Origin of the sequence: Pseudomonas sp. 06C 126 (assembly GCF_001855215.1) — a bacterium.
In the GTDB taxonomy this organism is placed as follows: domain Bacteria; phylum Pseudomonadota; class Gammaproteobacteria; order Pseudomonadales; family Pseudomonadaceae; genus Aquipseudomonas; species Aquipseudomonas proteolytica.
In genome coordinates this window covers 102,088-123,866 of the sequence record NZ_MIFU01000034.1, presented here as the reverse complement: position 1 = coordinate 123,866, position 21,779 = coordinate 102,088, and the positions used below count along the sequence as shown (strand labels likewise).

The following is a 21,779-nucleotide window of genomic DNA, read 5'->3' as shown; positions in this document are numbered from 1 at the left end:
CTAGCCCCCCCCCACAAGTCAGTGCCGTTGCCGCACAAATGGATAGGTACTCAATCCGCCAAGGGATCACGCTTGGCCAGCAACGTATACACACACGGCAATACAAACAAAGTAAACAAGGTGCCCACCGACATCCCCGTGGCAATCACCATCCCGATATCAAACCGACTGACCGCCCCCGCTCCCGTGGCAAAGATCAACGGCACCATGCCAAATACCATCGCTGCCGTGGTCATCAATACCGGGCGCAGGCGAATCGCTGCCGCTTCTTCCACTGCTTCGCGGGCTGTCAGCCCCTTGTCCTTGCGCAACTGGTTGGCAAACTCGACGATCAGAATGCCGTGCTTGCTGATCAGCCCGATCAACGTCACCAACCCCACCTGGGTGTAGATGTTCATGCTCGACCAACCAAGGAACAACGGGATCAACGCCCCACAGATCGATAGCGGCACTGTCACCAGTATCACCAGCGGGTCACGGAAGCTCTCGAACTGCGCCGCCAGCACCAGGAAGATGATCGCCAGTGCCAGGCCAAAGGTGACCCACAGTGCGCTGCCTTCCTGGATGAACTGGCGCGAGGCGCCGCTGTAGTCGAAGGCGTAGCCGGCCGGGGTTTCCTCGAGGGCGATCTGGCGCACGGTGTCGATAGCTTCGCCCATGCTGACAATCGGGAAACCCGAGATCAGCGCCGAGTTGAGTTGCTGGAACTGGTTCAGTTGGCGCGGCCGTGCGCGGTCGCTGACGCTGATCAGGGTCGACAGCGGCAGCAGTTCGCCCTGGGTGTTTTTCACGTAGTAATTGTTCAGCCATTCGGGGTTGTCCCGGTAGGCCCGCTCGACCTGGGCGATGACCTTGTAGCTGCGGCCATCAATGGTGAACCGGTTGATTTCCGCTTCCGCCAGCAAAGTCGCCAGGGTGCTGCCCAGGTCCTGCATCGAGACGCCCATCTGCGCCGCCTTGGCTCGGTCGATATCCACCACCACCTCGGGTTTGTCGAACGCCAGGTCGATGTCCACGAAGGCGAACTTGCCCGACTCCATGGCGCGTTTTTTCACACGATCGGCCACTTGCAGCAATGACTCATAGTCATTGGGCGTGTTGATCACAAAACCAAAGGGCAGGCCCTCGCCAGTGCCCGGCAGCGATGGCAGGTTGAAGCCAAATACCTGCAAGCCCGGAATCTGCTCCAGGCGCTTTTGCACCTCCGGCAGGATTTGCATCTGGGTGCGCTCGCGCTCGTTCCACGGCTTGAGCAGGAAGCCGCCGATACCCGATTGCACGCCATTGAAGCCATTGATCTGGAACGAGGAGTAATACTCCGGGAAGTCCTTGAAGATCGCGATGAACTCGTCGGTGTAGGTGTTCAGGTAGTCCAGGTTGGTCGGCTGCGGCGCGCTGGCCATCATGAAGATAATGCCCTGGTCTTCGTCCGGGGCCAGTTGCGACTGGGTGAACTTGAGGAACACCGGGATCAGGCACAGCACGATCAGGGCAAACACGATCACCACCGGCCGGGTGTTCAAGGTGCCGTGCAACAGGCTCTGGTAGCGGCGCTTGAGGCCCTCGAAGATCCGGTCCAGGCGATGGGCCAGGCCGCTGGGGTTTTCGTCGTGGCGCAACAGCAGGGCGCACATCATCGGCGACAGGGTCAGGGCGACGATACCGGAAATCACCACCGCTCCGGCCAGGGTCAGGGCGAATTCCTTGAACAGGGCCCCGGTCAGCCCCTCCAGGAAGCCGATGGGCGCATACACCGCCGCCAGGGTGATGGTCATCGACACCACCGGCACCGCAATCTCCCGCGCGCCTTCCAGCGCGGCGTCCAGTGGTTTCTTGCCGTCTTCGATGTGGCGGTGGATGTTCTCCACCACCACAATCGCATCGTCCACTACCAGGCCGATGGCCAGGACCATAGCCAGCAGCGTCAGCAGGTTGATGGAGTAGCCCATCAGTTGCATGAAAAACAGCACGCCAATCATCGACAGCGGAATGGTAACCACCGGGATCACCACCGAGCGCAGCGCCCCGAGAAACAGGAACACCACGACGATCACGATCAGCACCGCTTCAAACAGGGTCTTGACCACCTCGTTGATGGACGCCTGGATAAACAGCGTGGCGTCGTAGGCAATTTCTGCCTTGAGGTTGGGCGGCAGCTGGGATTCCAGCTCCGGCATGATCTTGCGCACCTCTTTGATCACATCCAGCGGGTTGGCGCTGGGCGTGGCCTTGATGCCGATATACACCGAGGGCGTGCCGCCAAAGGAGCTGATGGCGTTGTAGTTTTCCGCGCCCATTTCCACCCGGGCCACGTCGCCGAGCAGCACCCGGCTGTCGCCATCGGTCTTCACGGTGATGGCAGCGAAGGCTTCGGCGGTCTTGAGGTCGGTGTTGGCATTGATGCTGGTGACCACATACTCGCCTTTCACTTCACCGGCGGCAGAGAGAAAGTTGTAGTTGCGCACGGCATTGGTGACGTCGCCGGCGCTCAGGCCGAACCCCGCGAGCTTGACCGGGTCCAGCCACAGGCGCATGGCAAATACCTGGTTACCGAGGATCTCGGCTTCGGCCATGCCAGGCAGGGTCGCCAACTTGGGCTGGATCACCCGCGACAGGTAGTCGGTGATCTGCGGGTTGCTCAGTTGTTGGCTGGAGAAGCTGATGTACATCAGGGCCGACGCATCTGCGGCCTCTTTGCTCAATACCGGATCTTCAGCGTCTTGCGGCAGCTTGTTCTTCACCTCGTTGGCCTTGGCCAACAGTTCGGTGAACAGGCGGTCGCTGTTGGCGCCGATCCGCGCATAGATGGAAATCACCGAGAAGTTCTGGCGACTGACCGAGGTCATGTAGTCGATGCCTTCGGCGCTCGCCAGGCTTTGCTGCAACGGCTGTGTGATGTAGCCCTGGATGGTCTCGGCATTGGCCCCCGGGTAAGCGGTGGTCACCGTGATCAGCGCATTTTCCATGGACGGGTATTGGCGCAACGGTAGTTTGCTGTAGGCCTGGAAACCCAACAGCACGATCAGCAGGCTGACCACCATGGCCAGCACCGGACGGCGGATAAACGTGTCGGTAAACGCCATGGCTCAGTTCCTTGAACCGTCGTTGCGCGGAGGTTGGCCAGGAGTGGCCGGCAGGTTTTTGTCTGCGGTGATAGCAATATGCGCGCCGGTGTCGAGCTTGAGTTGGCCGGCGCTGACCACTTGCTCGCCACTGCTCAGGCCCTTGGTCACCAGCACCAGGCCATCGCGTCGTTCGCCGGTCTCGATAAAGCGCCGTTCGGCGATCAATATCGGTTGACCGTTGGCATCCTTTTCGAGGCTGCCGTCTTCGCTCTTCTTCTGCGCCACCACATAGGCCGAGTTGCCGTAGAGGGTGTAGGTGATCGCACTTTCCGGTATCACCACCTGTGCCTGCGGATCGGGCAACAGCACTTGCAGGCTGCTGAACATGCCCGGCAGCAGTTTGTTATCCGGGTTGGCCAGGGTTGCCCGCACCAGTACGTTACGGGTGCTGCTTTCGACTTTGGGGTTGATGGCGCTGAGGGTGCCGGGGAACGTCAGTGTCGGGTAGGCCGAGACATGCACCTGTACCTCCTGGCCGACCGCCAGCTTGGGCACCGATTGCTCGGGCACATAGAAGTCCACGTAGAGGCTGCTCAGGTCCTGCAAGGTGGCGATCACCGTGCCGCTGGCCAGATAGTCGCCGACGTCCACCTGGCGAATGCCGATGGTGCCGCTGAATGGCGCGACGATGTGTTTCTTGGCCAGGGACGCCTTGAGCTGGTTGACCGTGGCCTTGTTTTTTTGCAGTTGCGCCGAGAGTCGGTCGAACTCACCCTTGGAGATCGCCTGGCTGCCCACCAGTTGGCTGCCGCGCCCGTAGTCGAGCTGGGCCAGGCCGAGGTCGGCCTGGGCGGTTTGCAGCAGGGCGTCTTCCACTGCGCTGTCCAGTTGCACCAGCGGTTGCCCGGCCTTGACCTTTTGCCCGGACTCGAACTGCACGTTCTTGACGGTGCCGGCAATCTCCAGGGCGAGGTTCACCCCTTGCAACGCCTTGAGTGTACCCACCGCCGGCAGGCGCTGTTGCCAGGGCTGTTCGACCGCCGTGGCCACCGCCACGCTGATCGGTGGTTTGGGCGCGGAAAAGACCTGGATCTGCTGATAGATGGAAAAGGCCTTATAGCCCGCCAACAGCAGGACGATTAGCAGGGCAACTGCCAACATGATCAGCATGCGACGACGCAGCATATTCCGGTTCCTTGGAAAAAACTGAGGCAGACGAAGACGAACGATTTGGCACATTACTCCGAGTGCCTGGGGGATTCCAACTGGCATTTTTTGCCGTCAGCCCCCCTGTAGGCGCCGGCAAGCCGGCGCCTGCGATCAGATCAGATGCAGATGGTTGTCCCAGAGCCCTGCCGGCAATTCCAGGGGCTTGGCCACCAGTTGTGGCTGCCGGCAATCGTAGAAGCGGCAGCGGCCCTGGCCTGAAGTCACGACAAACCCATCCGCCACTGCACCCACGCCGGCGCAGTCGGGCAACGGCCCGTCCAGGCGCAGTTCGCCGCTGTCCATGTCCCAGATAAAAAGGCGATTGCCCCGTGGTGCGGTCAGTGCCACCAGGCGCAACTCACTGTGCACGGCTACGCTGGCGGTGTAGTGCCCCATGGCCTGCAATTGCTCGTCGGCCACCGGGAACGCCACGAACGGCTGGCCCGGACGCTTGATCGCCAACAGCTCGGAACGCTCCTGGGACGGGCCCATGAACTGTTGCCCGGTGAGGATCGTGCCATCGCTGGCGATCCCCATATGGCGCACGCTGTTCATCTGCTGACCGAGGGTTTCCTTGCTCAACAGCGTACCGTCGCGCTGCATCAGCACCAGGCTGGGCTCCATGGCGTAGAGGTTCATCTCGACCCGGCTCTCGGCCTCGGTGCGAATACCGCCATTGGCCACGATCAGGGTTTCACCGTCGGGCATCCACGACACCTGGTGCGGGCCGATGCCGTGGGTTGAAATCTCACCCGTGTGCACCAGGCGCTCACCTTCGAACTTGTACACGCCCAACAGGCCGCGACCCGGGTCAGTGGTGTCGTTTTCGGTGGCGTACAGCCAGTCGCCGCTCTTGTGGATCACCGCATGGCCGTAGAAGTGCCGGTTGGCCTGGGATGTCACGGTTTGCAGGAGCGTGCCGTCGCGCAGGTCCACCAGGTAGCTCTCGGTGCCTGGGCGGCGGGCCACGAACAGGGCGATGGGCAGGGTCGGGTGGTTGATGATGTCGTGGCAGCGCTGGCCGACCTGGGTGGCGAACACCTGGGTGCCATCCAGGCGATAGCCCACGGCGTAGTGCTTGCCGTCGCCATCATCCCGGGCCGACAGCAGCAGTGGGCTGTCGCCCTTGCGCTTGAACAGCGTCCAGCCGCCCAGAGTAATTGCACTGAGCAGCACGCTGCCGATGGCCAAAGCCTGTCGCCTGAGCATCATCAGTCACCGTCGTTGGCGTTGAAGCCCAGTTGGATGCCCAGCGCCTTGGCCAATTCGCCTTCGTGCAAGCGGTGTACGACGTTGAGGCTGTCGTAGATATCGTTGAGTTGCTGGCGCCCGGCGTCGTCGGCCAGCAGGTCGTTGAGCGAGCGCTGGTTGCTGTCGAACAGTTTCAGGGAAGCAGCGTAGGCCGCATCGACCTTCTCGGCCAACGGCTTCTGGTCGGCGGGCAGCAGACCGCGCAGGCCTTTGTTGTCGACCCCGACCCATACGGTCTGGGCCGCCGCGAGGCTGGCTCGCAAGCCTTGCAGGGACGACTGGCTGCGCCACGCATCGGCCTGGAACGGCTGGGGGATGCCCTTGGACAGGCGACCCATGGGCGTGCCGAGCTTTTTCTTCAGGGTGTCGAGGGCCGTGACCTGCACGCGCAGCAGTTCGGCGATGGCTTCGTGGGAATCGGCGTAGCGCTGGTTGGGGAACTTGGTCATCTGCGCGAGCATGCCGTCGGTGCTGTTCCAACTGGCGAGGATTTCCTCGGCGAGTTGTTTCTGACGCTCGCCGATGGCGATCAGCAGCGGGCAGTAGCGGGCTTTCTGGGCGTCGTTGGCGATGTCGGTCTTGGCGTCATACAGGATGTATTCGTAGGCCGACAGGCCTTGCACCACGACGCTGGACTTGGCCAGGGCGGCGGCATCGATCTGCGGCTGGGCGGTGGCCAGTTGCTCGACCTGGCGGCCGACGAGGTTTTTCTTGTCGGGCCAGAACTGCACCTGCCAGGCACGATTGCCCTCGGCCAGTGGGCCGATCAGCAGCGGTTGCAACTCGGCCCAGGCTTTTTGCGCGTGGAGGAAGTCGGCGCGGGCGGTCTCCAGGGATTCCTTGCCTTGGCAATACGCCAGGGCGCTGACGGCCAATTGCCGGTCAGCTTCGACCCAACGGCTGTAGGTCGGCAGGATCACTTGCTTGGCGATGGCGGCCGAAGTAACCGCTTGCGGATCCTGTGGCGAGCAAGCGCCCAGGGCGAGGGCGGCAAGGCTGGTGAACAACAACTTGGGACGGAACATGTCGAGCTCCCTTCATTAATTGGGGCAAAGCTTATAGAGAATTCAGGAACGCGAGCAACGCGGCGCGCTGCTCGGCGCTAAATGACAACACATGCTGCTGCGCCGCCTGGGCTTCACCGCCGTGCCACAGCACGGCTTCAAGCAGGTTGCGGGCGCGGCCGTCATGCAGGAACTGGGTGTGGCCACTGACGTTTTGCGTCAGGCCGATGCCCCACAACGGCGGCGTGCGCCAGTCGCGGCCACCGGCCTTGAATTCGGTACGGTTATCGGCCAGGCCCTCGCCCATATCGTGCAGCAACAGGTCGGTGTAGGGGCGGATCACCTGGTTGGCCAGCTCAGGTTCAGCGGCGTTGGCTGCGGTGGTGAATTTCGGCGTATGGCACGACTGGCAGCCAGCCTGGAAGAACAGGTTCTTGCCGGCCAGCACTTGTTGTTCGTTGACATCACGGCGCGCTGGTACGGCCAGGTTGCGGGTATAGAACAGCACCAGGCGCAGGATGTTATCGCTGACTTCCTGCTCGCCATTTTCGCCGTTGCCGTTGGGCGCCTGCTTACAGGCAACCTGTGCGTCGGTGCAGTCATCGAAGGGGCGCAGGCTGGTCGTCAGGCCCATATCACCCGAAAACGCGTGAACATTTTGTTGATTGAGGTTCGGCTGCCCGGCTTTCCAGCCGAAACGGCCGAGCACGGTTTTTTGTCGGGCATCATCCCAGACCCAGTTCGGGCGCCCGAACACGCCGTTTTTGTCCGGGCGTTTGCTGGCGTTTTGCAGGATGTCTGCGTCGCTGATGGCTTCGAGCAAACCCAGGCCGATCATCGGCGGAGCCACGCGAGCGGAAAACCGCGTATCGGGGTGCATCGCCCCGTAGCCGAGCTGGGTAATCTGCAGGCTCGGCTTGCGCAACTCGACCACTGTGCCGTCCTTGAATGTGACGTTGACCGGCGTGTAGTCGACCCGCACCTTGCCTTCCGGGACTACGCCGGGCACGGCCATGTCCTGCAACTGCCCGCCGTACACCGGCTCGGGGACGATACCCAGTTGCTCGATGACCTTGGCATAGGGCGGCGAATCCGGGATCGACAGACGCACCAACATCGACACCGCATTGCTGGCCTCGGGCAAGGGCGGATGGCCGCGCCCGTCCTTGATGTGGCAGTTCTGGCAGGCATTGGTGTTGAACAGCGGCCCCAGCCCATCGCGGGCGGTGGTAGTGGCCGGGGCGATCACCCACGGATTGCGGAAAAAGCTGTTGCCGACGCTGAAGTCCAGGCGACGGGTCGGCGCCAGGTTCGCTGAAGGCAGCGAAAAGGCATTCTGGTCTGTCTTCCTTACCGTCGTGCTGCCTCCCGAACGCGCCTCACCCGGCTCGGCCTGGGTAAACGTCGGCGGCGCGGCGTCATCGCAGGCACTCAGGCTCACGGCCACCAAGAGTGCAGACAGGCGAAGAAGCAAACGGGGCATCGATAATCCTGGAAGACGGGCGACGGTGGATGAAATTCAGGGGGCAAAGTCTAACAGGGCGGGGCGGATTGAATAAGAGCAATTATCGTTTGCTCCAATCTGATGCATTCCCGCTAGAATGGCCGCACATTTTTCCTGGAGGTGGCCAATGCAGGCTCTCGACGCTTTGCTCAACCGTGTTTCCGTGCCGCGCCTGCTGGAGCCGGCGCCTACTGCCGAACAGCGCGAAGTGCTGTTCGCGGCAGCCATGCGTGCGCCGGATCACGGCCAGTTGCGGCCTTGGCGTTTTCTCACCGTGGAAGGCCCGGCCCGCGAGCAGATGGGCACCCTGCTGGCCGAAGCGGCCCGCCTGCAAGACCCCGCGGCACTGCAAGCGGTGATCGACAAGGCACAGAACGGCCCGTTGCGTGCACCGTTGGTGGTGGTGGTGATTGCCCGTCTGCAAGAACACTTCAAAGTGCCCAAGTCCGAGCAACTGCTGGCGGCGGCCTGTGCGGCCCACGGTATTCTGCTGGCGGCCTATGCCCAGGGGATTGGCGCAGTGTGGCGCACCGGGGAGTTGTCGTATTCGGCGCATGTGGCCAAGGGGTTGGGGCTGGGCGCGGGTGAGGAGGTGATTGGCTTCCTGTATCTGGGTACCGCGCAGAACCCACCGCGTACGGCGGCAAAGGAAGACCTCACCGCGTTTGTCAGTGCCTGGACCGGGCTCTGACCTCACACTGTGTGGGAGCTGGCTTGCCTGCGATACAGATGCCTCGGTGCTTCAGTGAAACAGAGGTGATGCTATCGCAGGCAAGCCAGCTCCCACATAAGCCAGCTCCCCCATGGGTATTTGGGTCTACACCCGGAACTGATCCATCAGTTTCATCTGCTGGTTGGCCAATGCATTCAACTGGCTGCTGATCGCCGCTGATTCTGTCGCCTGGCCGGTCAGGGTCTCGGTCACGGTACGGATCGCCGAGACGTTGCGGTTGACCTCTTCGGCCACGGCGCTCTGTTCTTCGGCGGCGCTGGCGATTTGCAGGTTCATGTCGCTGATCACCGTCACCGCATCACTGATCTTGCCCAGGGCCTGTACGGCTTGTTGGATCTGCCCGGCATTGCTCTGCGCCTGGCTCTGGCTCGAATGCATGGTGGTCACCACCCCACGGGTCGCGCTCTGGATGCGTTCGATCACCAGACGGATTTCCTCCACCGAATCCTGGGTGCGTCGCGCCAGGTTGCGCACTTCGTCTGCGACCACCGCAAAACCCCGCCCGCTTTCCCCGGCGCGCGCGGCTTCAATCGCGGCATTGAGGGCCAGCAGGTTGGTCTGCTCGGCAATGCTGCGGATCACTTCCAGCACCGAACCGATCTGCTCGCTGTTGACCGCCAGGGCTTCAACTTCGGTCACGGCCTTGCTGACTTCCTCGGCAAGGGTGGTGATATCCCGGGTGCTGCGTTCGATGATCGCCAGGCCCTCGCGGGCTGACTGATCGGCGCCGCGAGCTGCACTGGCAGCGTTAGAGGCGCTGTTGGCCACATCATGGGCGGTGGCGCTCATCTCGTTGGAGGCGGTTGCCACCTGGTCGATCTCGCGGAACTGCACCTGCATGCCTTCACTGGTCTGGCGCGCGATTTCCGAGGACTGATCGGCAGTGCCTCGGGCTTCGGTGATGCTCTGTTTGATCTGGGCAATGGTCGGTTGCAGTTTGTCGAGGAAGCGGTTGAACCAACTGACCAGCTCCCCCAGTTCATCTTTTTTCGTGTAGGCCAGGCGTTGGGTCAGGTCGCCGTCGCCGCTGGCAATGTCCTTGAGCATCGCTGCCACGCTGTTGATCGGGCGAGTCACGCCTGTGGCCGTCAGCCATATCAGCAACAGCCCCAGCAGGCAGGCTGCGGCGCCCACCAGCAGCGCTTGCAGTGTGCCTCGGGCCTGGGCGTCGTCGAGCACGCCTTGCAACTTGACCGAATCGGCCAGCAGCACGTCCTTGGGCAGCTTGATCACCACGCCCCAGGGCTTGGCCTCGGCAATCGGCTTGACTGGGTACACCGCGCGGATCGTGTCGTCTTGCTCGCGCACCTTGCGCGTGTCACTGGCCAGCAGTTGCACGATCTCTTTGCCTTCGCCACCCAGCACATCAACGATGCTTTTGCCGACCTTGACCGGCTCACCGCTGTAACTGGCGATCAGGCCGCTGCTGGAGAGGACTTCCATGACGCCGGCGCCGTCGAACAGCTCTTTTTGCGCGGTATTGGCCGCCGCTTGCAGGGCGTCCAGCGCAATATCGACGCCGATCACACCAATCACCTTGCCATCTGCCAGCAGCGGCAGCGAGATAGTGGTCATCAGCATCGCCTTGCCGGCGACTTCGTCGGCGTACGGGTCCAGCAGGCAAACGTTGCGGGTATCCCGTGGGCAGGTGTACCAGATGTTGTAGGGCGTACCGCTGAGGTTGAGGGTGGTCTTGGTCAGGTCCGCTTCCACCATCACCGTGTTCAGGCCTTCACCGCCGGCGCGGCTCCAGTAGCTGGAAAAGCGCCCGACTTCGTTGGAAGCGCGCAGTTTGTCGTCGACAAATTCGCTGTCCCTGCCATCCAGGCCGTTGGGTTCAAACGACAACCAGATCCCCAGCACCTTGGTATTGCGCTCGAAGGCGGTCTTGATCCGCTGGTTAAGCTCCTCGCGCACGGCCCCGGCTTCCAGCGAGCGCTTGGCGGCCATGTTGCGCAAGTCCTTGACCTGGTCGGCGAGGGCGGTGACCACCAACAGGCTTTCGCCGAAGGCTTTCTGTAACTGCACGGCTTGCTCGGCGGCCTTGGACTGGAGCAGGTTCTCCACGCTGGTGGTGAGCATGCGCGAGCTGGAGGCGCTGACCAGTTGGTCGTTCTGGTTGGTCTGGTAGATGTTCAGGCTGACGATCAATGCAATCACCCCCAACAGGCAGAGGCCAGACAGCAGCACGATTTTCAAGCGGATGGAGAGGGTGTCGAACATGGGCTTACTCGCGATTGGACTTGTTGGTGTGCAAGCAGGGCAACGGCCAAGTCCATTCGGCGCTATGCCCGCAACATCGGCACCGGCGGGTAATTCATGAGGGGCAGGCGATCAGCGGTAGCGCTCAGGTCGCGGTTTGCGCGAGACGTTCGGGGCGTGACCAGATCCACAGGTTGCCCAGGCTCATCCCGGCGATGGCCAGGTAGATCGGCCAGCCGTGATCGAGCATCACCAACATCAGGCCGGCACACAGCAGCATGCTCACGGTGGCGCTGACCTTGGCCCGGCGCGCAATGATCTTGCCGTTGCGCCAGTTGAACAGGATCGGCCCGAACAGGCGGTGGTTTTCCAGCCAGGCGCTCAGGCGTGGCGAACTCTTGGTGGCGGCCCAGGCAGCCAGCAGGATGAATTCGGTGGTGGGCAGGCCCGGCACGACAATCGCAATCAAGCCGATCCCCAGGCTGACGTAGGCCAGCAGGCCGAACAGGATTCGGGCGAGTTTGGAGGAGGATTGGGTTGTGCCGGTCATAGGTACGATTTGTATGGGGTGCGAAAAATCTGAAAGTGCAGTGCGATCAATATGTAGGAACTGGCCTGTGTGGGAGCTGGCTTCTATGGGAGCTGGCTTGCCTGCGATGCAGCCGCCTCGGTGTATCAGTTGAACCGAGGCGATGCTATCGCAGGCAAGCCAGCTCCCACACAAGCCAGCGCCTACACCAGCAGGGGATCAGGCCAGTTCTGGGGCGCTAGCGTACGCCTGTTCCAGCAACACGGTGAAGCGTACGAATGCATCCACCGCACCTTTTTCCGCTGCCGCTTCTTCTTCGGCGCTCAGTTCCAGGCCGTCGAGGGTACGGGTGAAGCTCTTCCAGCCTTCGGCACGGCCACCGGCTGGTTCGCCCAGGTGGCGGGCACCGAAGGTTTCGCTCAGGCCCAGGCCGACGGCGCGCTTGATCAGGAACGCAGCGCCAAGCTTGGAACCTTCGGACACGAACAGCCAGCCCAGGGCTTGGGCCTTGCTCGGGTTCCGCACGGCACCGGCCACAGGGGCGGGTACTTCGGTTTCCAGGTCGGCCAGGTCCAGTTTGGCGGCTTCGGCGCGGCAGCGCTCGGCCAGGTCCGGGAACAGCTTGATCAGCTCGGGATCGTTGTACAGCGCCACCAGTTCAGACTGGAACAGGTACTGGGCGACGACAAAACGGGCGAAGTTGGCCTGGGTTTCGAACGGGGCGTGGGCCTTGACCAGTGCGTCGAGCTTGGTGTGTGGCTCGTTGGTGATCTGGTTCAGGCGCTGGGAGCGCAGGCTTGCACGTTCTGCGGTGGTGGAAGCAGTCATGGGATGTCCTTGAGAAGGAAAAGCGCCTTATTGCCAGGCTGTTATTACTAGACGAACAAGAAGACGCGTCACAGTAAAAAAACCTCACCCCGCTGGCGATAAATCCGGCGGGGTGGGGTTGCAGGGATCAGATGTCCCAGATCAGGTTGATCGCGAAGTTGCGACCGGGCTGGGTCAGCCGGTCCAGGCTGGCCGGCGAGGTCACGCCGGCTTCACCCACACCGTCGTAGCTGCGCACGTCATCCCAGTTCCAGTATTTCTTGTCGGTCAGGTTGTACAGGCCGCCGTTGACGGTCAGATCGTTGGTGACTTTGTAGAAACCCGTCAGGTCGACGATGCCAAAGCCCGGAGTCTTGAACGGGCCGTTGGCGGTGATGCCGTCCGGTGCAAAGAAGGTGGTGCTGTCCACTCGATTCTGTTGCTTGACCAGGGTCCAACTGACCAGCGCACCGTAGTTATCCTGGTCGTAGCCCAGGCCAAACACACCCTTGAGCGGGTTGACGCTGTTGAGCGGCTGGCCGGTTTCGTCATTGCGACCGTGGGCGTACGCAATCGCGCCTTTGGTGTACAGGCCTTGCGGTGCGCCGAAGGCGTCCAGGTTCAAGCGGCCTTTGACTTCCATGCCCTTGATGGTGGCGCGCTTGATGTTGCCTGGCTGGAAGATGGTGCCAGACGGGCCCAGCGCGGCGTTGTCTTCGTCGATGAAGTCGCGGTACTTGTTGTAGAACACCGCGACGTCGAAATTACCGGCGTCGAAATTGCCACGAATCCCGGTTTCATAGCTCTTGCTGGTTTCCGGCTTGAGGTTGGAGTTGGGCTCGACGACATAGCCTACATCCAGGTTTTCAAAGCGGCCGTACAACGCTTTGGCCGAGGGTGTGCGGAAACCTTCGGCGTACTGGCCGAACCAGGTGTATTGCTCGGTCAACGCGTAGGTCACGCCGAGTTTCGGCGAGAAGCGGTGCCAGGTTTTATTCGAGTCGTCGTGGGGAAACTCACGGTCCGGGTCGGTGGTGTTGAGGAACTCTTCGGTCAGCTTGGGTTTGAGCTGGATGTAGTCGTAGCGCAGGCTGGGCAGGAAGGTCCAGTCGTTCCAGCTGATCTGATCCTGGGCGAACAGCGCGTAGCTGTTGATGGTTGGGTCAGGGAAGTCGCTGGCTTTTTTCACGCTGTCGCTGGGCGATGGGCTTGGGGCACCGATGGCCGTACAGCCGGCACCGACAGCCAGGCAGGTCGCCGCGCCTTCGCGCGAACCGGTGACTTTCTGTTGCTTGATCGTGGTGCCATAGGTCACGACATGACCGGTGTCGCCGATGGCGAAGGCTTTGTCCAGTTGGGCGTCGAACACCCACTGTTTTTCTTCGTAGAGAGTGTCGCGGGTACGCAGCACGCGACGGCCCACCTGATAGATCTCGGCGGTGGACTGGTCGGTCTTGGCGATCTGGTAGTTGAGGCTGGTCTTGATGTGATCGGCAAACGGGGCGTCGAGTGCAAACTTGTTTTCCAGGCCAAAACGCTCGCGGGTGATGGTGTCGTTACCGCGACGGTCACGATAGAAGTTCATGCCTTGACCTTGAAGGAAAAGCCCACCCACCGCGCTTTTCTGGTTGATGTCGCGGTCGTCCTTGTACTTCTCGTAGGTCAGGCCCAGGCGGTTGTCTTCGCCATAGTTCCAGCCCAGCTTGGCCAGCGCGTTGGTGGTGCGTACGTCTTCCGGGTTGGCGCCGGTACGGGCCAGGCCGGTGGCGTTGTTGCCGTTGTAGGATTCCATCTCATGGCCATTACGCTGGCTCAGGTGCAGCAAACCATCGAAGTCCTGGACACGCCCGGCGACGGTGCCGGAGGTCAGCCAGCTTTCGTCGGCCGAGCTATAGCCGGTCTTCAGGCGCGCGCCAACGTCCTGGCCGGGCTTGATGATGTCGTCCGGGTCGAGGGTGAAGTAGCTGACGGCGCCGCCGATGGCGCTGCTGCCGTACAGGGCCGAGGCCGGGCCGCGGATGATTTCCACGCGCTTGACGATTTCCGGGTCGACATAGTTGCGACGGGTCTTGGCGTACGGGCCGTTGAAGAAGTTGTCCGGGACTTCTACGCCGTCCACCTGGGTGAGGATGCGGTCACCGTCAATACCACGGATGTTGTAGCCCGAATTACCGGAGCGGGTGCCGGCACCGCCCACCGAGACACCGGGCTCGTAGCGCACCAGTTCGCGGATGGTGTTGACGTTCTGGCGGTCCAGTTCCTCGCGCTCATGCACGCTGACGGTGCTGGGCACGCTATCGACCGCCTGTTCGGTACGGGTGGCGCTGATGGTCATTTGTTGCAGGGTGATGGCACTCCCCGCCGTGCGCTTTTCCAGGACGATGTTGTTATTGCCCAGTTTGCGGTAGTTCAGGTTGGTCCCCACCAACAGCCGGTCCAGGGCCTTTTCCGGGGTCAGCGAACCGCGCGCGCCGGGGGAGGAAACCCCTTGGCCCAGTTCGGCGGGCAGGCCGATCTGCCAGCCGGTGACGGCGGTAAAGGCGTTGAGTGCCGATACCAGGGGTTGCTGCTCGATGCTGAAAGTGTAATTGGCGTGGCTGCGCGCAGCGGGTTCGGCCGCATTGGCCGTGAGCACCGGGCTGCCGGCCAGCAGGATCGCGGCGGTCAGCAGGCACAGCGTGGGCGAAGAGGACCGGCGGTTGAAACGAGAGGACATCGAGAGCGCTCCGAGGGACGAGTCTTATAGTTGCGAGCCTGAATCAAATAGGAATCAGTTGCATTGGCTAAGACGAGACGTACCAGCAGGGACTATCGAGTAAAAATAATTATTCTCAGTTGAGAATTACTAGCGCCGGGAACTCCGAGAGCTTGGCGGAGGTGATGTGGGCCAGGGAGCGCACCACGTCCAGCGGCTGGTCCAGGCGGTAATTGCCGGTCACGGCGACGCTGGCCAGTTGCTCGTTGGTATTGACGATCCAGCCCGGGTAATAGCGCCGCAGCTCAGCCAGCACCTCGCTCATCGGGCAGTTTTCAAAGATCAGCCGGCCCTGGACCCACGCCAGTTCCTTGGTGGCATCGAGCTTGGCTGGCTGGCCGAAGCCCTTGGGGCCGACGCGGATGCTCTCGCCGGCACTCAGGCGCACCCGGTTGTTGCCGAAAGTGGTGCTCAGGTCGACATCCCCGCGTTGCACCTGGACCTGCGCCTCACCGTTGAGGTAGCGCACGGCAAATGCCGTATCGCTGACGCTGGCGCGCACCGGGCCGGCGTCGATTTGCAGGGGCAGGCCGCGGTTGGCGGCGACTTCGAAAAACGCCTCGCCCTGATACAGGCGGGCAATGCGCTGATGCTCGTCGATGGTGCTGGAAAACGCCGAATTGGTATTGAGCAGTACCTTGGAGCCGTCATCCAGTTGCAAGCGCTGGCGCTCGCCGACCACGGTCAAATGGTCGGCTTGCAGGCGTACCGGCAGGTTGCTGAAGCTGAACAGCCCGAGCAGCAACACCGCCGCCGTGGCCAAGGGCTTCCAGTGCGGCTTGATCCGCCGCCAGGCGCTGGGCTTGCGTGGTGCATTGAGGGCCACGGCGGCGCTGTGCACGGGCGCACCGCCCCAGGCGGCCTGGGCCTTGGCGAAGGCTTGGGCGTGACTCGGGTCGGCATCCAGCCAGGCCTGGAACTCGGCTTGCTGCCCAGGCTGCGGGCACTGCAACGCGATCAGCCAGTCGAGGGCTTGGTCCATAGCCGCATGTTGCAACACCTCATGAGCCAGCTCATGGGGATGCAGTTTGTTCGGGTCCGTCACGGTGTTCCTCGGGTCTTCGCCACGTTTTATTCAGTGTCTTGCGTATTTTTGCGACATTTCTGTCGGCTTGTCCCGACAAAGCTTAAGGGTGATCGAGTCGTTCGGCCACACCTATGCAGATGGCCATGATCAACTTCAGTTCCTTTTGCACGGTGCTCAAGGACACTTGCAACTGGTCGGCGATCTCTTGATAGCTGCAGCCGTGCAGGCGGCTGAGGATAAAGATCTGCTGCTGACGGGCGCTCAACTGCCCGAGGCTGACGCTCAGGTGCTCCAGCAATTGTTCGGCGTGGGCGGCATCTTCAGGGGTGGTGACTGGGGAGGCGACGCTTTGCAGAACGTCCATCGGGACATCTTCCTGCAAGGTGCGGGACTGGATCCTGCGCGAGCGCAGATGATCCAGAGCCAGGTTGCGCGCGGTCTGGAACACGAAAGGTTCGAGGTGATCAATCGGTCGTTCGCTGAGGGCCCGCGTCACGCGCAGGTAGGTTTCCTGCAACAGGTCCTCGGCGGTGCTGGGGTTGTTCACCATCCGCTGCAGGGTTCGCAGCAGCACCAGCCGTTGGCTGAGGAAGACTTGATTGAAGCGAGATAGGCTCACGGGGGTACCAGACCGATAGGCAGTTAATGATAATGCTTATCATCAACGCAAATGGCAAGTATCACTTTGCTGCAATCTGCTCAACCCTGTAGGAGCGAGCTTGCTCGCGAAGATCGTCAACGATAACGCTGGCATCCTGAATGAGCGTGGCGCCTTTGCGTTTCTCGCGAGCAAGCTCGCTCCTACAGTGATCGGGTCGATCAGGTTTTCAGTGGGGTTATTCAGCGTTACACAGCGCCAGGCAGTTATCCAGCATGCGGTTGGAGAAGCCCCATTCGTTGTCGTACCAGGCCAATACCTTGAGCAGCTTGCCGCTGGACTTGGTGTGGTTGGCGTCGAAGATCGACGACAGCGGGTTATGGTTGAAGTCACTGGAAACCAGCGGCAAGGTGTTGTAACCGAGGATTTTCGAGTGTTGGCTGGCTTCCTTGAGCAGCGCGTTGACCTCATCGGCCGTGGCTTCTTTTTTCAATTGCACGGTCAGGTCCACCAGCGACACGTTGATCACCGGCACTCGCACCGCCATGCCGGTCAGCTTGCCTGCCAGTTCCGGGAGTACCAGGCCCACCGCTTCGGCGGCGCCGGTCTTGCTTGGGATCATGTTCTGCGTGGCCGAACGGGCGCGGTACGGGTCGGTGTGGTAGACGTCGGTCAGGTTCTGGTCATTGGTGTAGGCGTGGATGGTGGTCATCAGACCGCTTTCAATGCCCAGCTCGCGGTGCAGCACCTGGGCGACAGGCGCCAGGCAGTTGGTGGTGCAGGACGCATTGGAGATGATCTGGTGCGATTGACGCAAAATGTCATGGTTCACCCCGTAGACCACGGTCGCATCCGCGCCCTTGGCCGGGGCAGAGATGATCACCTTGCGCGCACCGGCGCTAATATGGGCGGCAGCCTTGTCACGATCGGTGAACAGGCCGGTGCATTCGAACACCACGTCGATCTTGTGTGCAGCCCACGGCAGGTCGGCGGGGTTGCGAATGGCACTGACGGCAATCCGGTCGCCATTGACGGTCAGGCTTTCCTGATCGTGAGCGACCTCTGCATCGAAAGTGCCATGGACGGTGTCGTATTTGAGCAGATGGGCATTGATCGAACTGTCGCCCAGATCGTTGATGGCGACGATCTGCAAATCCTGGCGGTAGCCTTGGGTATAAAGTGCGCGCAGGACGTTGCGGCCAATGCGGCCAAAACCATTGATTGCAATTCGAAGAGTCATTTGAAAGCGCCTGTCGTCGATTTGTTGTAAGAATTACAAGATTATTCGCATAAAAATAGAAAACAAGCCTTTTTAGTGGCAATATTTTGTTCAATCTACAACGAGTGACCTGAATCAACTGGTCCGATTGGTCAAGTAACTCCCTGCCAACCTCTTCGCGGCGGGCTTTTGACCAGCATAGACACTCAGGTCGCCACATCCGTTAGCCTGGAGTTCTACACATGCATCCCCGCGTACTTGAGGTCACCGAACGCCTTATCGCCCGCAGCCGGGCAACCCGTGAGGCGTACCTTGCGCTGATTCGCGGCGCGGCCAGCGACGGGCCGATGCGCGGCAAGCTGCAATGCGCCAACTTTGCCCACGGCGTGGCCGGATGCGGCACCGAAGACAAAAACAGCCTGCGAATGATGAACGCTGCCAACGTGGCAATTGTTTCGTCATATAACGACATGCTCTCGGCGCACCAGCCCTACGAACATTTCCCGGAACAGATCAAGAAAGCCCTGCGCGAGGTTGGCTCGGTCGGCCAGTTCGCCGGTGGCACCCCGGCCATGTGCGACGGCGTGACCCAGGGCGAGCCCGGTATGGAGCTGAGCCTGCTGAGCCGCGAAGTGATTGCCATGTCCACGGCGGTAGCGCTGTCCCACAACATGTTCGACGCCGCGCTGATGCTGGGGATCTGCGACAAGATCGTCCCGGGCCTGATGATGGGCGCCCTGCGTTATGGCCACCTGCCGATGATCTTTGTGCCCGGCGGGCCGATGCCGTCGGGGATCTCCAACAAGCAGAAGGCCGACGTGCGCCAGCGCTACGCCGAAGGCAAGGCCAGCCGTGAAGAGCTGCTGGAGTCGGAGATGAAGTCCTACCACAGCCCCGGCACCTGCACCTTCTACGGCACCGCCAACACCAACCAGTTGCTGATGGAAGTCATGGGCCTGCACCTGCCGGGCGCCTCGTTCGTCAACCCGTACACGCCGCTGCGTGATGCGCTGACCCGTGAAGCCGCGCACCAGGTCACGCGCTTGACCAAGGCCAATGGCAACTTCACGCCGATTGGCGAGATCGTCGATGAAAAATCCCTGGTCAACTCCATCGTCGCCCTCAACGCCACCGGCGGCTCGACCAACCACACCCTGCATATGCCAGCCATCGCCATGGCGGCGGGGATCATCCTCACCTGGCAGGACATGGCCGACCTCTCGGAAGTGGTGCCGACCCTGTCCCACGTCTATCCGAACGGCAAGGCTGACATCAACCACTTCCAGGCGGCGGGCGGCATGTCGTTCCTGATCCGCGAGCTGCTGGAAGCCGGGCTGCTCCACGAAGACGTCAACACCGTCGCCGGCCATGGCCTGAGCCGCTACACCCGCGAACCCTTCCTGGTGGACGGCGAACTGATCTGGCGCGAAGGCCCGATCGAAAGCCTCGACGAAACCATCCTGCGCCCCGTCGCCCGTGCCTTCTCCCCGGAGGGCGGCTTGCGTGTGATGCAAGGCAACCTCGGCCGTGGGGTAATGAAAGTCTCGGCGGTGGCCCTCGAACATCAAATCGTCGAAGCGCCGGCCGTGGTGTTCCAGGACCAGCAGGACCTGGCCGATGCGTTCAAGGCCGGCCAGTTGGAGAAGGATTTCGTCGCCGTGATGCGCTTCCAGGGCCCGCGTTCCAATGGCATGCCGGAATTGCACAAGATGACGCCGTTCCTCGGCGTGCTCCAGGACCGTGGCTTCAAGGTGGCACTGGTGACAGACGGGCGCATGTCCGGCGCCTCGGGTAAGATTCCCGCCGCAATTCACGTCAGCCCCGAAGCGCAGCGCGGTGGGGCGCTGGCGCGGGTCCGGGATGGCGATATCATTCGCGTCGATGGCGTCAAAGGCACCCTGGAGCTTAAGGTGGACGCCGAAGAATTTGCAGCGCGCGCGCCTGCCACGGGCCTGTTGGGCAATAACGTGGGGGCCGGTCGCGAGCTGTTTGCATTTATGCGTCTGGCCGCAAGCTCCGCAGAGCAGGGCGCCAGCGCCTTTACCTCTGCCCTGGAGACACTTAAGTGAAGCTTGCGCTGGTAGGTGATATTGGCGGTACCAACGCCCGGTTTGCGTTGTGGCGGGACCAGGCACTGCATTCGATCCGAGTGTTGGCCACGGCGGATCACGCCAGCCCCGAGGAAGCGATCAAGGTCTACCTCGCCGAGGAAGGCTTGGAGCCGGGCTCCATAGGCGCGGTATGCCTGTCGGTCGCCGGGCCGGTAAGCGGTGATGAGTTCAAGTTCACCAACAACCACTGGCGCCTGAGCAAGACCGCGTTCTGCAAGGCCCTGCAAGTGGACGAACTACTGCTGGTCAATGACTTCTCGGCCATGGCCCTGGGCATGACCCGCTTGCAACCCGACGAATACCGCGTGGTGTGCGCCGGCACCCCGGAGCCATGGCGCCCGGCGGTGGTGATTGGCCCTGGAACGGGCTTGGGCGTGGGCACCTTGCTCGACCTGGGCGCCGGCCGTTGGGCAGCGTTGCCGGGGGAGGGCGGGCATGTCGACCTGCCCTTGAGCAGCCCCCGGGAAACCCAGTTGTGGCAGCACATCTACAACGAGATCGGGCATGTCAGCGCCGAAACGGCCCTGAGCGGCGGCGGATTGCCACGTTTGTACCGGGCGATCTGTGCGGTGGACGGTCATCCGGCGGTATTGGAAACCCCAGAGGCGATTACAGCGGCGGGGCTGGCTGGCGATCCGGTTGCGCTGGAGGTCCTCGACCAGTTCAGCATCTGGCTGGGCCGCGTCGCCGGCAATAACGTGCTGACCACGGGTGCCCGGGGCGGTGTGTATATCGTGGGTGGGGTGATCCCGCGGTTTGCCGAGTTTTTTATCAACAGTGGCTTTGCCAAGAGCTTTGCTGACAAAGGCTGCATGAGTGACTACTTCAAGGGGATCCCGGTGTGGTTGGTGACGGCGCCGTATTCGGGGTTGACCGGCGCGGGTGTGGCGCTCGAACAGGCATTTGCGTAGGCAGTGATGGCCTCATCGCGGGCAATGCATTCCAAAGGTGGGAGCGGGCTTGCCCGCGATGAGGCCCCTGAGAACAACCCATGCTTCAAGGCTTGGCCCATAACAACAAGGAGGCCCCCGTGAGCGTAATCAGTAAATCCATTCTCCTCGTCGATGACGACGAGGAAATCCGCGAGTTGCTGCAAACCTACCTCAGCCGCGCCGGCTTCCAGGTGCGGGGCGTGCCCAATGGCGCGGGGTTTCGCCAGGCCATGGACGAGGCTCCGTGCGACTTGGTGATCCTCGACGTGATGCTGCCCGACGAAGACGGCTTCAGCCTCTGCCGCTGGGTACGCCAGCACCCGCGCCAGGCCCAGGTGCCGATCATCATGCTCACCGCCAGTTCCGACGAAGCCGACCGGGTCATCGGCCTGGAACTGGGCGCCGACGATTACATCGGCAAACCTTTCAGCCCGCGAGAGTTGCAGGCCCGCATCAAGGCCCTGCTGCGCCGCTGCCAGTTTGGCCAGGAACGTACCGGCGGCGATGTGCTGGTGTTCGATGAGTGGCGGCTGGATATGATCAGCCATCGGCTGTTTCACCTCGATGGTGAGGAAGTCATCCTGTCCGGCGCCGACTTTGCCCTGCTCAAACTGTTCCTTGATCATCCGCAGCAAATCCTCGATCGCGACACCATTGGCAACGCCACCCGCGGCCGCGACCTGATGCCCCTTGATCGGATTGTGGATATGGCGGTCAGCCGCCTGCGACAACGCCTACGCGATACCGAGAAACCTCCACGGCTGATCCGCACCGTGCGTGGCAGCGGTTACCAACTGGCGGCCAGTGTGGTTGCCAGCAATGCCCACTGAGCG

16 protein-coding genes and 1 pseudogene are annotated in these 21,779 nt (G+C 62.0%); 4 read left to right on the top strand and 13 right to left on the bottom strand.

Annotated elements, in window-relative coordinates:
• Window positions 1-50: 50 nt before the first annotated feature.
• From BHC62_RS05840 to BHC62_RS05820, 5 genes are all read right to left on the bottom strand, one after another.
• Entirely contained in the window at window positions 51-3,083 is a 3,033-nt protein-coding gene (locus BHC62_RS05840) for a multidrug efflux RND transporter permease subunit (RefSeq protein WP_029295388.1), read from the bottom strand.
• 3 nt (window positions 3,084-3,086) lie between these two features.
• On the bottom strand, window positions 3,087-4,250 hold the full coding sequence (locus BHC62_RS05835; protein ID WP_070994461.1) for an efflux RND transporter periplasmic adaptor subunit: 1,164 nt from the start codon (window positions 4,248-4,250) through the stop codon (window positions 3,087-3,089).
• Between the two features lie 135 nt (window positions 4,251-4,385).
• Window positions 4,386-5,483, bottom strand: coding sequence for a DUF1513 domain-containing protein (locus tag BHC62_RS05830; protein WP_070994460.1), 1,098 nt, complete (start codon window positions 5,481-5,483; stop codon window positions 4,386-4,388).
• A gap of 2 nt (window positions 5,484-5,485) precedes the next feature.
• Window positions 5,486-6,550, bottom strand: coding sequence for an imelysin family protein (locus tag BHC62_RS05825; RefSeq protein ID WP_029295394.1), 1,065 nt, complete (start codon window positions 6,548-6,550; stop codon window positions 5,486-5,488).
• A gap of 31 nt (window positions 6,551-6,581) precedes the next feature.
• On the bottom strand, window positions 6,582-8,012 hold the full coding sequence (locus BHC62_RS05820; protein WP_070994459.1) for a di-heme oxidoredictase family protein: 1,431 nt from the start codon (window positions 8,010-8,012) through the stop codon (window positions 6,582-6,584).
• 148 nt (window positions 8,013-8,160) lie between these two features.
• On the opposite strand from BHC62_RS05820, the gene BHC62_RS05815 reads away from it, so the two are divergent.
• A complete protein-coding gene (locus tag BHC62_RS05815; protein ID WP_070994458.1) occupies window positions 8,161-8,724 on the top strand; it encodes a nitroreductase family protein in 564 nt (187 codons plus the stop codon).
• 126 nt (window positions 8,725-8,850) lie between these two features.
• Here the strand turns inward: BHC62_RS05815 and BHC62_RS29275 are convergent, their stop codons facing one another.
• The 8 genes and pseudogenes from BHC62_RS29275 to gap form a co-directional block, all read right to left on the bottom strand.
• Complete coding sequence (locus BHC62_RS29275) at window positions 8,851-9,606, bottom strand: methyl-accepting chemotaxis protein (RefSeq protein WP_371128906.1); 756 nt, start codon at window positions 9,604-9,606, stop codon at window positions 8,851-8,853.
• Window positions 9,607-9,708: 102 nt separating this feature from the next.
• Window positions 9,709-10,716: pseudogene (locus BHC62_RS29270) on the bottom strand (HAMP domain-containing protein); the annotation flags it as partial.
• A 397-nt stretch (window positions 10,717-11,113) separates the two neighbouring features.
• Window positions 11,114-11,518, bottom strand: a complete 405-nt coding sequence (locus tag BHC62_RS05805) for a YbaN family protein (protein WP_070994457.1) — start codon at window positions 11,516-11,518, stop codon at window positions 11,114-11,116.
• Window positions 11,519-11,716: 198 nt separating this feature from the next.
• Window positions 11,717-12,325 carry a biliverdin-producing heme oxygenase gene (locus tag BHC62_RS05800; protein ID WP_070994456.1) on the bottom strand — a complete coding sequence of 203 codons (609 nt, stop codon included), beginning with the start codon at window positions 12,323-12,325 and terminating at the stop codon, window positions 11,717-11,719.
• A 127-nt stretch (window positions 12,326-12,452) separates the two neighbouring features.
• Window positions 12,453-15,020: a TonB-dependent receptor gene (locus BHC62_RS05795; RefSeq protein WP_070994455.1), complete on the bottom strand. Its 2,568-nt coding sequence runs from the start codon at window positions 15,018-15,020 to the stop codon at window positions 12,453-12,455.
• Between the two features lie 115 nt (window positions 15,021-15,135).
• Window positions 15,136-16,104, bottom strand: a complete 969-nt coding sequence (locus BHC62_RS05790) for a FecR domain-containing protein (protein ID WP_070994454.1) — start codon at window positions 16,102-16,104, stop codon at window positions 15,136-15,138.
• Between the two features lie 82 nt (window positions 16,105-16,186).
• Window positions 16,187-16,705, bottom strand: coding sequence for an RNA polymerase sigma factor (locus tag BHC62_RS05785; protein ID WP_029295413.1), 519 nt, complete (start codon window positions 16,703-16,705; stop codon window positions 16,187-16,189).
• 217 nt (window positions 16,706-16,922) lie between these two features.
• On the bottom strand, window positions 16,923-17,924 hold the full coding sequence (gene gap, locus BHC62_RS05780; protein WP_029295415.1) for a type I glyceraldehyde-3-phosphate dehydrogenase: 1,002 nt from the start codon (window positions 17,922-17,924) through the stop codon (window positions 16,923-16,925).
• Window positions 17,925-18,145: 221 nt separating this feature from the next.
• On the opposite strand from gap, the gene edd reads away from it, so the two are divergent.
• The 3 genes from edd to BHC62_RS05765 all read left to right on the top strand — a co-directional run bounded on the left by edd (window position 18,146) and on the right by BHC62_RS05765 (window position 21,776).
• Window positions 18,146-19,972 carry a phosphogluconate dehydratase gene (edd, locus tag BHC62_RS05775; RefSeq protein WP_029295417.1) on the top strand — a complete coding sequence of 609 codons (1,827 nt, stop codon included), beginning with the start codon at window positions 18,146-18,148 and terminating at the stop codon, window positions 19,970-19,972.
• On the top strand, window positions 19,969-20,925 hold the full coding sequence (locus tag BHC62_RS05770) for a glucokinase (RefSeq protein WP_029295418.1): 957 nt from the start codon (window positions 19,969-19,971) through the stop codon (window positions 20,923-20,925). Before edd ends, BHC62_RS05770 begins: the two co-directional genes overlap by 4 nt.
• A 119-nt stretch (window positions 20,926-21,044) precedes the next feature.
• Window positions 21,045-21,776: a response regulator gene (locus BHC62_RS05765; RefSeq protein ID WP_029295420.1), complete on the top strand. Its 732-nt coding sequence runs from the start codon at window positions 21,045-21,047 to the stop codon at window positions 21,774-21,776.
• The last annotated feature ends 3 nt before the right edge of the window (window positions 21,777-21,779 follow it).